11 protein-coding genes are annotated in these 13,552 nt (G+C 33.0%); 5 read left to right on the top strand and 6 right to left on the bottom strand.

What is annotated here, in order from left to right; translation table 11 throughout:
- Positions 1–2: 2 nt before the first annotated feature.
- The 5 genes from LQ673_RS13750 to LQ673_RS13730 form a co-directional block, all read right to left on the bottom strand.
- Positions 3–806, bottom strand: coding sequence for an ABC transporter ATP-binding protein (locus LQ673_RS13750; protein ID WP_025906315.1), 804 nt, complete (start codon positions 804–806; stop codon positions 3–5).
- Between the two features lie 208 nt (positions 807–1,014).
- Positions 1,015–1,851 carry a YitT family protein gene (locus LQ673_RS13745; protein ID WP_025906313.1) on the bottom strand — a complete coding sequence of 279 codons (837 nt, stop codon included), beginning with the start codon at positions 1,849–1,851 and terminating at the stop codon, positions 1,015–1,017.
- Between the two features lie 961 nt (positions 1,852–2,812).
- Positions 2,813–3,766: an L-lactate dehydrogenase gene (locus LQ673_RS13740; RefSeq protein WP_037589824.1), complete on the bottom strand. Its 954-nt coding sequence runs from the start codon at positions 3,764–3,766 to the stop codon at positions 2,813–2,815.
- A 23-nt stretch (positions 3,767–3,789) separates the two neighbouring features.
- Positions 3,790–5,388: an L-lactate permease gene (locus LQ673_RS13735; protein WP_239745093.1), complete on the bottom strand. Its 1,599-nt coding sequence runs from the start codon at positions 5,386–5,388 to the stop codon at positions 3,790–3,792.
- A 292-nt stretch (positions 5,389–5,680) separates the two neighbouring features.
- Positions 5,681–7,402: an ABC transporter ATP-binding protein gene (locus tag LQ673_RS13730; protein ID WP_191835701.1), complete on the bottom strand. Its 1,722-nt coding sequence runs from the start codon at positions 7,400–7,402 to the stop codon at positions 5,681–5,683.
- A gap of 184 nt (positions 7,403–7,586) precedes the next feature.
- On the opposite strand from LQ673_RS13730, the gene pbp4 reads away from it, so the two are divergent.
- Positions 7,587–8,954 (top strand): penicillin-binding protein PBP4, encoded by a 1,368-nt coding sequence (gene pbp4, locus LQ673_RS13725; RefSeq protein ID WP_191835700.1) that lies wholly within the window; start codon positions 7,587–7,589, stop codon positions 8,952–8,954.
- 88 nt (positions 8,955–9,042) lie between these two features.
- On the top strand, positions 9,043–9,792 hold the full coding sequence (locus LQ673_RS13720; RefSeq protein ID WP_051575454.1) for a M50 family metallopeptidase: 750 nt from the start codon (positions 9,043–9,045) through the stop codon (positions 9,790–9,792).
- A 256-nt stretch (positions 9,793–10,048) separates the two neighbouring features.
- Here LQ673_RS13720 and LQ673_RS13715 read toward each other — a convergent pair whose 3' ends face one another.
- Positions 10,049–10,699 carry a metal-dependent transcriptional regulator gene (locus tag LQ673_RS13715; protein WP_025905995.1) on the bottom strand — a complete coding sequence of 217 codons (651 nt, stop codon included), beginning with the start codon at positions 10,697–10,699 and terminating at the stop codon, positions 10,049–10,051.
- A gap of 144 nt (positions 10,700–10,843) precedes the next feature.
- Here LQ673_RS13715 and LQ673_RS13710 point away from each other — a divergent pair, with 144 nt between their 5' ends.
- Genes LQ673_RS13710 through mntC form a run of 3 tightly spaced genes read left to right on the top strand, consistent with a single transcriptional unit; the run spans position 10,844 to position 13,306 of the window.
- Positions 10,844–11,557 carry a metal ABC transporter ATP-binding protein gene (locus tag LQ673_RS13710; RefSeq protein ID WP_025905997.1) on the top strand — a complete coding sequence of 238 codons (714 nt, stop codon included), beginning with the start codon at positions 10,844–10,846 and terminating at the stop codon, positions 11,555–11,557.
- A complete protein-coding gene (locus tag LQ673_RS13705; RefSeq protein WP_159316346.1) occupies positions 11,554–12,378 on the top strand; it encodes a metal ABC transporter permease in 825 nt (274 codons plus the stop codon). The genes LQ673_RS13710 and LQ673_RS13705 overlap by 4 nt, the downstream gene beginning before the upstream one ends.
- 10 nt (positions 12,379–12,388) lie before the next feature.
- On the top strand, positions 12,389–13,306 hold the full coding sequence (gene mntC / locus LQ673_RS13700; protein WP_191835699.1) for a manganese ABC transporter substrate-binding lipoprotein MntC: 918 nt from the start codon (positions 12,389–12,391) through the stop codon (positions 13,304–13,306).
- Positions 13,307–13,552: the final 246 nt, after the last annotated feature.

Raw genomic sequence — 13,552 nt, 5'->3', positions numbered from 1 at the left:
TTTTATAACTTCGTATAGTGCTTACATAATAAATTATATGTTACAAGCATTGGTTTTCCAGTACGTGGATCTGTAGAAAGCTCTGCATCAATATTGAAGACTTCTTCCAATATTTCATTTGTTAGAACTTCTTCAGTTTGACCTTGTGCAACAATTTTACCAGACTTCATAGCAATTAAATGATCTGAGAAACGGATTGCTTGGTTAATATCATGTAAGACCATAATAATCGTACAACCTTGTTCTCTATTTAATTCTTGTACAAGTTCTAAAATTTCTAATTGGTGTGAAATATCTAAATAAGTAGTTGGTTCGTCTAAGAAAATGATATCTGTTTTTTGAGCGAGCGCCATTGCAATCCAAACACGTTGTCTTTGACCACCACTTAAATCGTTAATCGATCTATATTTAAATTCATGCGTACCTGTTACATTTAAAGCCCATTCAATTTCCTCTTTATCTTGTTTAGATAATCTACCGAAACCTTTTTGATGAGGAAATCTACCATAAGATACGAGTTCTCCAACTGTTAATCCATCTGCAACATCAGGAGATTGGGGCAAAATAGCAATTTTTTTAGCTATTTCTTTAGTTGAAGTTGAATGCAAATTCTTACCATCTAACAACACCTGACCTGTTTGTACATTTAAAATACGGCTTAAAGCTTTTAATAAAGTAGACTTACCGCAACCATTTGGTCCGATGATAGAAGTCACTTTGCCATCTGGTACTTCAAGATTCAATTCATTAACTATTAATTTGTCACCATAACCTATTGAAATAGCTTCTCCCGTTAAACGATTCATAAAGAACCCTCTTTCCATTAAAATAAACTCTATTTATATGATATTTTCATTAATTGTATATATTTGTAAATGATAATCATTATCATCATTCACATTCATGTATTATAGCATTTAATAGTAGCTTTTTCTATCATTTTCTGAATATTTTCGTATTCCGTTCACAAAAAGAGGTTGGCACAATTAACGTGTACCAACCTCTTATACATTATTATTCATCTACTAAAAAGCCATTTCCAAGAACGTCTCTTACGTCATGGACAACGACAAATGCATTTTCATCGAATTTTCTAATCATGCGTTTTGTTCTAGAAAGTTGTGTCTTTGCAATAACAACATATAAGACATCGGTATCTTTCTTAGAATAATAGCCTCTACCATTTAGAATCGTACAACCACGACCAATTTGTTCATCAATCATTTTAGCGATTTGATCGGGATTTTGAGAAATAATTGTAACGGCTTTTTTAGGATTGAGACCTTCAATTACAAAGTCCATCACTTTTGTTCCTACATATAATGAAATCACTGTAAGTAACGCTTTTTCTAAAGGCATTACAGTAAGTGAGAACATCACGACGATAAGGTCAAAGAATAGTAGAGCATATGATGTATTTACGTCTAAATATTTATGCGCTATTCGAGCAAGAATCGTCGTCCCAGCAGTCGTACCACCAGATAATACAATGAGTCCTATACCTAGACCAACCATGAAACCACCAAAGATTGTGTTAATTAAAATTTCATTCGTATGCACAACCCAAGATTCAGTCAGACCTAGAAATACAGAAATAGCAATAACAGCTATTATCGTATATACAGTACTTCTCTTGCTTAAAAATTTATAACCTAACGCAATTAAAATAGCATTTAAAATAAACGTAGACCATGCAGGTGAAATATCGAATGCATAAAGTAAGATTAAAGAAACCCCAGTTACGCCACCTTCACCTAAATTAGCAGAAATGATAAAGGCATTAACACCCGTAGCAAAAATAAAAGATCCTGCCAAAATTAATATCATATCTCGTAAAATTCTATTTTTCATGACCTTACCTCCTCTATATTTTTTAACAGACATATAGATACTACCACAATCCTCAAATCCCCTCAACATGCCGATTTTAAATAGAAGACGAATCATATAATGGATGAGGAATGATGATGTGAAAAAAAGTGATTTGAATTAAAGGAAGTGATGGAGGTGCGAGAAATAGATGATGTCTTGGCTTAGTTAGAGCGTTAAGCCATGACTTGGACGATCTCTTGGTTTTATTCGGACATTAAGCCACGACTTAGACGATCTCTTGGCTTTATTCGGACATTAAGCCATGACTTGGGTTATCTCTTGGCTTTATTCAGACATTAAGCCATGACTTAGACGATCTCTTGGCTTTATTCAGACATTAAGCCATGACTTGGGTGATCTCTTGGCTTTATTAGGTCGTTAAGCCATGACTTGGGTGATCTCTTGGCTTTATTCATCACTTAAGCCATGACTTGGGTGATCTCTTGGCTTTATTCATCACTTAAGCCATGACTTGGCTCATCTCTTGGCTTTATTCAGACATTAAGCCACGACTTGGACAATCTCTTGGCTTTATTCGGACATTAAGCCACGACTTAGACGATCTCTTGGCTTTATTCGGACATTAAGCCATGACTTGGGCTATCTCTTGGCTTTATTCAGACATTAAGCCACGACTTGGCTCATCTCTTGGCTTTACCCAGGACTTAAGCCAAGACTTGGACGATCTCTTGGCTTTATTAGGACATTAAGCCACGACTTGGCTCATCTCTTGGCTTTTTTCAGGACTTAAGCCATGAATTATGGGTTTATTCCACCTTTAACTCACGTCTTCCATCATCTTCCGCTTCCAAACCCCTTCATCTTCACAATCCCCCCTTAATTCAAACCATCACCACAAAAAAATACCGACAAAATCTTTTCTAGACTTTGTCGGTACTACTAAAATCTTCATTTATTAAATCCCTGATATATCTTACTATTAAAATTCTTTTTCAAATGGTGCTTGTATATCTTTCAACACTTTAACAGAGTTATCGAATAATGATTTTTCTTCTTCATCTAATGGCATTTCGATGACTTCTCTAATGCCTGATCTGTTTATAAGTGCTGGTACGCCTATATACACGCCTTCATGTCCATACTCGCCTTCTAAATATGCAGACACTGTCAACACCACATCTTGGTTATTTAAAATGGCTTTTGTAATACGCATTAACCCCATTGCTACTCCGTAATAAGTTGCGCCTTTTGCTTCTATAATTTCATATGCTGCATCTCGAGTTTGTACAAATATTTCTTCTACTCTATGTTTACGTGATTCGTCTTTTTCAATAATACTTCTTAATGGTTTACCTGCAATATTAGCGTGAGACCATACTGGTAATTCTGAGTCGCCATGTTCACCGATAATGTTTGCATGTACACTTTGTGGTGCGACATCGAATTCTTCACTTAATAAATATCTAAATCTTGCTGTATCTAATATAGTACCTGATCCGATTACACGTTCTTTTGGTAAACCAGAGAATTTCATAGTTGCATAAGTTAAAACATCTACTGGGTTAGTTGCAATTAAGAATATACCATCAAATCCTGAGTCCATAATTTCAGTAACGATTGATTTGAAAATTTTCATATTTTTTGCTACTAAATCTAGTCTTGTTTCACCTGGTTTTTGTGCTGCACCTGCACAAATAACTACTATGTCTGCATCATGACAATCTTTATAGTCACCTGATTTAACTTTAATTGGTGATGGTCCGTATACTGTACCATGATTTAAATCCATGACATCCCCGATAACTTTCTTTTTATCTAAGTCTATGATGACAAATTCATCACAAATACCTTGGTTTATCATTGAAAATGCATAACTTGAACCTACTGCACCATTACCTACTAATACGACTTTTTTACCTTTGAATTGTTTCATTATATTCGCTCCTCAATTTATATTTATAAAATTATTGTTAAAATAAATGTCCATACACAGATGAATATTAAGAATCCGACACTATATTTCAAAGTCATTTTAAGCAATTCAGACTCTTTACCAACTTCTCTAACAGCAGCTGTTGCAATTGCGATAGATTGTGGTGAGATTAATTTAGCTGCTACACCACCTGCTGTATTTGCTGCAACTAACAATGGTCCGCTTGTACCAATTTGACTTGCTACTGACGCTTGAATTGGTGCAAATAATGTGTTGTTATTAACGACTGAACCAGTCATGAATACACCTATCCAACCTAATACTGGAGATAGTATTGGGAAAATGTTACCAGCTTTTGCAATACCTTGACCCATTGCAGCTGTTAGTCCGCCATAAGTTGTGATTTTAGCAATGGCTAAAATAAAGCAAATTGTCAAAATTGGTAACCACAATTCTTTAATTGTTACGCCTAGTAAATCGAATGCGTCACTAAACTTAAAGTGTTTCGAAATTAATATTGTAATCACAACTGAGATTAATATTGCTGTACCAGTTGCGCTAAAGATGTCGATTTTTAATGTGATCAGTTTATTAGTAATTTCATTAAATGTTCCCGGAATACTTATATTCCATACTAATGAAGAAAGTAAACCACCTTCAGCAAATAAAGCTTTGAAAAATGGTGCACTCCATATCATGACGAAAATCGTTAAAATATAGAATGGACTCCATGCATACATAATGGATTTAACAGAATGTTTCTTTGTTTCCAATACTTCTTGATCTGAAATTCTGAAAATATTTTTTGGTTGATAATATTTTGAGAAAATTGCTAATGCAACCATAGATAATAATGGTGGAATAATATCAGCCAATTCTGGACCTTGGAAATACGTAATCAATATTTGTAAGCCAGTGTATGTTGTACTTACAACAAGAATCATCGGTAAAATTTCTTTCACACCTTTAAATCCATCCAATATCATGACTAGTAAAAATGGAATAAAGAAGTTCAAGATTGGAAGTGTAAGTGTTGAAATCTGTGATACTTCAAGCGCTGAAATATTACCGTGAAGACCTAAACTATCTATAATACCAACTGGAATACCTATCGCACCAAAAGCACCCGCTGCTCCGTTAGCAATTAAGCAAAGCATTGCTGCCTGTAAAGGTTTAAAACCAATTTGAATTAACAATACACTACATATTGCGATAGGAACACCAAACCCAGCAGCACCTTCTAAAAATGCATTAAAACTAAAACCTATTAATAATAATTGGATACGTTGGTCTTGAGAAATACCTGAAATACTATCTTGAATGATACTAAATTGTCCTGTACCAATTGAAACTTTGTATAACCATACTGCCATTACGACGATATAGCCTATTGGAAGAATACCTTGAAAGAACCCTTCTGTTATAGCACCAATCGCTACATTATGTGGTAATTCGAAGATAAATGATGCAATGACTATAGTTACAATAAGTGTTGTAATAGATGCATAAATACCTTTCATTTTAAAAACTGTTAAACATAATAGAAATAATATAATCGGTATACTAGCAACAACTGCTGATAGTGTAACGTTGTCTAATGGATTTATATTATTTAGTAGCACAATGAACAACTTCTTTCTTAATTTTATTTTTTCAAGATGCGCACCTTTAACATTTGTGATGTTTTTCACAATGTAAATATAGCACCTCAATTCCCTGAGGTCAATAGGTTTGACACATATTTTGTGAAAAAATTCACGAATTATTTTTGACTCGTTTTTTGATTTTTATTGAATCCTTTGCCCCATCTAAATGGTTGCGTTTTCATTATTTCTCATATTTTTCAAATTTTTTTATAATAAAAAACAAGATCCTGAAATATTTTTCTAGGATCTTGTTCAATTCACTTCTATATTATTCTGTTAAACTTTGTGTATTTACAAAATGTCTATACTTTTCATGAGAGGCTAATAATTCTTGGTGAGTACCTACGCCTGTGATTTCACCTTTATCTAAAAATACAATTTGATTCGCTTTTTTTATCGTAGCAAGTCTATGAGCAATCACAATAGTTGTACGATCTTTCATTAATTCATTCAACGCTTGTTGAATGTAGAATTCACTTTCACTATCTAAATTAGCTGTCGCTTCATCTAATAATAGAATATCTGGATTCTTAATGAAACTTCGCGCGATATCTATACGTTGTCTTTGCCCACCAGATAATTTGGTGCCTCTCTCACCGATTTCTGTATCAAAGCCTTGTGGAAATGCCATTATAAAATCATAACAACGTGCCATCTTCGTATAATGTATGAGTGTTTCTTCAGCTACTTCTGAATAGACACCATATGTTAAATTATCGCGTATTGTCCCGGACATCATCGCATTAGATTGCATAACATATCCAATTTTCTGTCGCCAATATTTTAAAGATATATCATCTATTGGTTGGTTTCCATATAATATTTGGCCATGATCGATTGGATAAAGTCTTTCTATTAAACTAAACAGTGTACTTTTTCCTGAACCTGAAGGACCTACAAATGCTGTCACTTCTCCAGAACGAATGGATAAAGATAAATCTTTAATGACCGGATTATCTTCGTATCCAAATGAAACATTGTCAAATGTGATATCTTGATGATTCGTAATCGGTTGATTATGATCATCACCTCTTTTTTCCGCTTCTTCTTGATAAATCTCATAGATACGTTCACTTGCGCCGACAGCTTTCTTATAATCCGTTAAAAACATAGAAAAATTCAAAATTGGCGCTGATAATTGCACAACATAGAATATCATTGCGACTAATGTCCCTGCAGTAATCGCACCACTCGAAACTCTAATACCACCAAATCCAAGTATGACAGCTACGGTTAACGTCATAATAACGCCTGAAAGTGGAGATATGATTGCTCTAATTTTCGCTTCCTTTAATCCTAGATCATATATACCTAGTAAAGTACCTTTCGTTTTTTCTAGTTCTTTTTCTTCTGACGTTGTCACTTTTACTAATTTCATTTCTGTCAGTACTCTTCCTAATATACCGCTGAACCTAGAAATCTCAGTTTGTGTGTCTTTTGAGATTTTACCCATTTTTCGTCCTAATGGTACCATTATCCCGATAAATATAGGTAAGATAAGAAATGTCATGAGTGTCATTTGCCAATCTAAAATAAATAACATCACAATCGAACCAATAAGTGTTAACAATGATGGCAACACACTTGGTGCTTTTTCAGAGATAAATAAGTTAATCACATTTGTATCATCTGTAATTCTACTCATCAATTGACCACTTTCGTTTTTGTCAAAGAAACTCATTTTCAAATTGATTAAATGCTTCCATAACTTTTCTCTAATTGAATAAATTGTTTTTTCACCAATCTTGCTTAGTAAATATGTCCCTATACCGCTCAAGACTGCATTTACCAAAAATACGCCTATAAATAGCCAAACCATTCTTAAATCCAAATTTTCTGCATTAAATGTATCTACTAATTTCCCAGTAAATAATGGTACAAGCAAACCACTAAGACTACCTAAAATAGAAAGTGTCATAGCCGTAAACACTAATTTTTTAGGCCAGTCTACCTTTTTTAATAAATAAAGCAGAGGATTTTGTTTTGTCATTTTAATAACCTCTTTACTAAAATTAATGATATAGTATATTTTACAGCATTGAGATTATACATACCAAATTTAAAATATGTTCACAAAAAATTAACGTTCATTTGTTATCTTATTGTAGGGTAGTTAATTAATATATGTTAGAATGATATAGTTAATTTTAAAAATAAATGAAGAGGTCTTATTCATGAAAAAAAGTCTATTATTATTTTTTGCATTACTTTTAATAAGCATACCAGTAACTCAAAGTGCTTATGCAGCGGATAATCCGAAATCACCAACACAAGTAGCCAATGAAGATGGATACTCACTCGGTGAAATCTATGAACCTGAAGGCGCTATTAACTATAGTTCTGATACTGGTCAAATTTTGTATGAATATAAAATAGATGCTAAATGGTATCCAGCTAGTATGTCTAAATTAATGACATTATATTTAACTGAGAAAGCAATCAATAGTGGCAAACTTGATAAAAATGCTAAAGTTAAAATGACAAACGAAGAATATCGTTTATCTACATTACCAGAATTAAGTAATACAAAGTTGTATCCTGGAGATGTTTATACAATCTCTGAACTCATGCAAATTACCGTTTCTAACTCTTCAAATGCAGGTGCGATGATTTTAGGAAGAGAAACGATGAAAGCTGAGAACTTAGCTTCTGCTAAAAAGATAGATAAAAAAGATAAAGACTCTAATAAAAATACAGCATCAAAACAACAAAAAAAGGATTTAGATTCTGACTTTGTTGACTACATGAATGAGACAGCTAAGAAATTAGGCATGGAACATACGAAGTTCTACAATGCTAATGGTGCTTCTAATAATTTATTACTAGAATATAAAGCTAAACGTTACCAATCAGATGAAGATAACTATACAACAGCTAGAGATTTTGCCATTTTAACGCAACATCTTGTAAAACAGTATCCTGACATTTTGGAATACACTAAAAAAGTTGCCCCTACTGTTCACTACGTTACATATTATACGTATAATCATTCACTTGAAGGTGCAGATATGTCACTTAAAGGTACTGATGGTCTAAAAACGGGTTCTAGTGACACTGCCGACTATAACCACAGTCTTTCTACTAAAAGAGATGGATTAAGAATTAACCAAGTTCTTTTAGGTGCAGGAGATTACAACAGTGTTGGTGGAGAGAAAGAACGTAATATGATGGGTAATAGCTTGATGGAAAAATCATTCAAAGAATATGAATGGAAAAAAGTATTATCTAAAGGTACTCAAAAAATTAATGGCAAAAAATACTACGTTACAGAAGACTTATATGATGTCGTACGTAAAGGCGAAGATTATAAAGTCGTACTTAATGATGGACGTGCAAGCATTGATTATAACCGTTCTTATATCAATGATAGTTATGGTCCACCATCTGTAAAAGTAGAAACACCAAGTAAACATAAATTTAACGAAACAAAGAAAAAAGTAACAAGTACGGATAATAGACCTATTATTATGACAGCGTCAATCTTACTTATTGCTGGAATCATTCTTTTATTAACTTGGTTAATTAAGCGTAAGAAAAAATAATAACGGATATTAAGTCTTAAGTCCGACAACAAAAACGTCACTTTAGTGTAGAATAGTCTTAAACTATTCAATACGAGGTGACGTTTTTTTGATTCAATTTTTACCGAATTTTCTATCAGAACCAATTAATTTATCCTTAACAATGATAACGATCATCGCGCTTATATATGTATTTGTTCATCATAGAAGACAACAGCCCATTTTAAGTTTAATTGATATCATTTTAGGTTATTTTCCAATACTCATCCATGAGATGGGTCATGTTATAGCAAATAAACTATCAGGTGGTAAGCCTAAAGACCTCGTAGTTGTTTGGCGTCGTAAAGAGCGCATGGAAACCGGTAGACAAGGTTATGCCGTTACTGGTTCAAAATCACGTTTAAATCAATTTATAACGACTTTATTCGGTTATATCATGCCGCCGATAATGTTGATTTTAGGTGTATGGCTAAAACATCACACATTCGGACCAATTTTCTTAATCATTCTTCTGATCATGTTTTTATTCTATGTCATATTAACATCTAGGAAATTTATCCCAAGTATCATTCTCGTCATTATTGCAGTCGCTTTATATGAAGTACTATCTGCACCGAATATACATGACTTTGGACAAATCATTACGTATATTTATCACATTAGTTTAGGAACATTATTAGGTGAAGTCGCACAATCAAGTATTACAATATTCCTATTAACATTCTCACGTTCAAGACAAGAATGGGATGGTAGTCAGTTAAGACAACTCACTAAAATTCCAACTATTTTCTTTAGTGTTATATGGATAGCGATTAATGTATATGCGGTTATGTATACATTCAATATTTTATGGCCATAGATATTGGAACTTTTAAAATGGGGGTCTTCGCGTAGTATAATTCGACTTTATACTTTACTGCACGATATCTCATAGTCTTCGTGCGTTACACCCTGATTTTGTACCTTAGCGCACGATATCTCGTAGTCTTCGTGCGTTACACCCTGATCTTGTACCTTAGCGCACGATATCTCTCAGTCTTCGTGCGTTATATTGTATCCATTAACAAAAAACCAGCAGAAATTCATTCGCTTGAATTTCTGCTGGTTTTTATTTATTAAGCTGTTTTTATACCAAACAAATATGATGCATTTGTTTCACTTATCATAATTGTTTTATCTTTTAGTTTAAGTTCTATGAGCTGGTTTAAGCTATCTTTATTGCTAATTGTTACTACATCGCCAATATGCAATTCTTGATTACTTAAATAATCTAAGAGATTCACGTAATCCATTACACGTTTAATTTCAACGTCATCTCCAATTTCAAACTCATTTAATGATGTGTTATAAATTTCCTCTATTTGATTCTCTCTTGGAATAATACCACCATGCGGACAAGTTGTTGGGTAACCCATTAACTTATCTATCTTATCTATAAAACGGTCAGATACACGATGTTCTAATATTTCTGCCTCTTCGTGAACTTCATCCCAAGTATATTCAAGTTCTTCTATTAAGAATCGCTCTATGAGTCTATGTCTTTTAATAATATTAGTTGTATGATCTAACCCCTTCTGAGTTAATTTCACACCTTTATAAGGACGAATATCTACGTAGTCATCCTTTTTCAAACGTAACATCATTTCACTAACTGATGAAGGTTTAATATTTAAATCTTGCGCTAAATTCTTATTGGATACGTAATCTGTTGTGCCATTTAATCCAAAAATCGCTTTTAAGTAGTCTTCTTGTTCTTCAGTCAACATCTACTCTGACCTCACTTTTATTATCATATATTTATTGTACCACGATTTATTTTTACAGGCTATCTCTTGACTTTAGATAATTTTCTAATATAATCGAATTATAGTTTAGGTTATCCTAAACTTATTTTTAGAAAAGGTGATAACATGTTGCAGGTAAAAAATTTGAATCTATATTTAGGTCAACAGCACATATTGCATGATATTAATTTAACCATTGAATCTACAGGTGAATTAATTGGCATTATGGGACCGAACGGTGCAGGAAAATCTTCATTTATTAAATCGATTTTGGGTGAATTTAAGGCATCAGGAGAAGTTTATTGGCATGATAAACCGATAAACCAACAGTTGAAACAATTAACGTATATTCCTCAAAGAAATCAATTAGATTTAGATTTCCCTATCACTGTTCAAGATAGTTTATTAACAGGCTATTATGCTACATCAGGTTGGTTTAGGCCATTAAAAAAAGAAGCGTATCAAAAAAGGGATCAATTAATGTCAGAGTTACAACTAACTGAATTAAAAGACAAGACATTAAATCAATTAAGTGGTGGTCAATTACAACGTGTTCTTTTAGCAAAATCTTTAATGAAAGACAGTGATTTATTATGTCTCGATGAACCATTTGTCGGTATTGATTTTAAAAGTGAAGAAATCATGATAAACATGCTTAGAAGATTAAAGTCAGAAGGAAAACTCATCATTATTGTTCATCATGATATTCAAAAAGCCAAATTATATTTCGATAGAATCATCCTCCTCAATCGAACTATTAAATTTTTTGGCACAGCATCTGAAGCTTTAACAGAACACAATATTAAAGAAGTATTTCTAAAGGAAGGCGTTACACCATGATTAATGAATTTATCTCATCCCTTATACAATATAATTTCTTAAGTCGAGCACTGATTACTGCTATTGTAGTTGGTGTTGTCTGTGGCATTGTAGGTAGTCTCATCATATTAAGAGGTTTATCTTTAATGGGTGATGCTATGAGCCACGCTGTACTGCCTGGTGTTGCAATAAGTTACGTATTGAACATTCCGATGTTTATAGGTGCGCTTGTTACCGGTATGTTAACGAGCTTTCTGATTGGTTACATTGCCCAACACTCAAAAACTAAAAATGACGCAGCTATCGGTATTATCTTTACTGCATTCTTTTCCCTTGGAATTATTATCATAAGTCAAATTAACTCCTCTACTGATTTATATCATATTTTATTTGGGAACATATTAGCAGTAACTTCAAGTGCATTTTATACAACGAGTATAGTCAGTCTAATCGTTATCGCTTGTGTCATATTATTTTACAAACCCTTGCATTTATCAACGTTTGACCCTATTGCAGCTAGAATGAGCGGTTTAAATGTAAAAGTCATTCATTATTTTGTCATGATGCTATTGGCGCTTGTAACAGTTGCTAGTTTACAAACAGTGGGCATTATACTTGTCGTTGCACTACTTATTACACCGAGTTCAGCTGCATTTTTAATCACAAAATCATTAAAATCAATGATGATTGTCGCAAGTGTTATCAGTGCAATATGTGCGGCCTGTGGCATGTATATTAGTTACCTTTATAACTTACCAAGTGGCGCGTGTATCGTATTAGTCTGCTGCTTAGTGTACATGATTACATTCACCATACATAAAATGAAATTAAAATTTGCTTAGGAGGTTAAACATGAAAAAATTATTTATGCCATTACTCGCTATCATTGTTTTACTATGTGCTTGTAATGCAACATCATCTAATGAAGACAAACATTTAAAAATAGTAACAACAAATTCAATATTAGCGGACATGACTAAAGAAGTAACAAAGTCTGATACAAAAGTTACAAGCATCGTCCCTATCGGACAAGACCCTCACGAATATGAAATTAAACCTAAAGACGTCAAAGCATTAACAGATGCAGATGTTATTATATATAATGGTTTTAACCTTGAAAGTGGAAATGGTTGGTTTGAAAAAGCATTAGAACAAGCAGGTAAAAAAGTCTCAGACAAAAATGTTATTCAAGCAACTGAAGACGTTACACCTATCTATTTAAAAGGTGGAGAAGGCGATAAAAATAAAATCGATCCACACGCTTGGTTAAGCATTGAAAATGGTATAAAATACGTCAATACAATTGAAAAGCACTTAAGTGATATAGATAAAGATCACAGCAAACAATTTAAAGACAATGCTGAGAAATACACGAAAAAATTAGATAAACTACATCATAAAATGATGACAGCATTCAATGATATTCCTGAAGATAAACGTGCTTTTATAACAAGTGAAGGTGCATTTAAATACTTCGCGAAAAGTTATCATATTACACCAGGATATATATGGGAGATTAATACAGAAAAACAAGGTACACCAGAACAAATGAAACAAGCCATTAAATTTGTGAAAGACCATGATCTAAAATCATTAGTTGTCGAAACAAGTGTTGATAAGAAAAGTATGCAAACATTAGCAGAAGAAACAAACCTTAACATTAAAGATGAAGTATTCACAGATTCAATCGGTAAAAAAGATTCTAAAGGTAACTCATATTACAATATGATGGAACACAATGCAGAAGCGATTCATAATAGTATGAAATAATGAAAAAAGAGGCCGAGATGATGAAATCTCGGCCTCTTCTTTGTGTATTTAACTTCCATTATTCTGAATTGTGGTAGTTAGAACGCTGTAACTTCCATTATTCCGAATTCTGGTAATTAGAATACTGTAACTTCCATTTTTCTGAATTCTGGTAATTAGAATGCTGTAACTTCCATTATTCCGAATTCTGGTAGTTAGAACGCTGTAACTTCCATTATTTCGAATTCTGGTAGTTAGAACGCTGTA

The organism is Mammaliicoccus sp. O-M54 (assembly GCF_022386035.1).
Taxonomy (GTDB): Bacteria; Bacillota; Bacilli; order Staphylococcales; family Staphylococcaceae; genus Mammaliicoccus; species Mammaliicoccus sciuri_A.
The sequence above is the reverse complement of the archived record's forward strand: the minus strand, read 5'-3'. Positions and strand labels throughout refer to the sequence as shown.

Excerpts from the sequence above, each read along its gene's own strand:
- LQ673_RS13750 (WP_025906315.1), bottom strand. The coding sequence starts at position 806 with ATGAATCGTTTAACGGGAGAAGCTATTTCAATAGGTTATGGTGACAAA.
- LQ673_RS13745 (WP_025906313.1), bottom strand. The coding sequence starts at position 1,851 with ATGAAAAATAGAATTTTACGAGATATGATATTAATTTTGGCAGGATCT.
- LQ673_RS13740 (WP_037589824.1), bottom strand. The coding sequence starts at position 3,766 with ATGAAACAATTCAAAGGTAAAAAAGTCGTATTAGTAGGTAATGGTGCA.
- LQ673_RS13730 (WP_191835701.1), bottom strand. The coding sequence starts at position 7,402 with ATGACAAAACAAAATCCTCTGCTTTATTTATTAAAAAAGGTAGACTGG.
- pbp4 (WP_191835700.1), top strand. The coding sequence starts at position 7,587 with ATGAAAAAAAGTCTATTATTATTTTTTGCATTACTTTTAATAAGCATA.
- LQ673_RS13715 (WP_025905995.1), bottom strand. The coding sequence starts at position 10,699 with ATGTTGACTGAAGAACAAGAAGACTACTTAAAAGCGATTTTTGGATTA.
- LQ673_RS13710 (WP_025905997.1), top strand. The coding sequence starts at position 10,844 with ATGTTGCAGGTAAAAAATTTGAATCTATATTTAGGTCAACAGCACATA.
- LQ673_RS13705 (WP_159316346.1), top strand. The coding sequence starts at position 11,554 with ATGATTAATGAATTTATCTCATCCCTTATACAATATAATTTCTTAAGT.
- mntC (WP_191835699.1), top strand. The coding sequence starts at position 12,389 with ATGAAAAAATTATTTATGCCATTACTCGCTATCATTGTTTTACTATGT.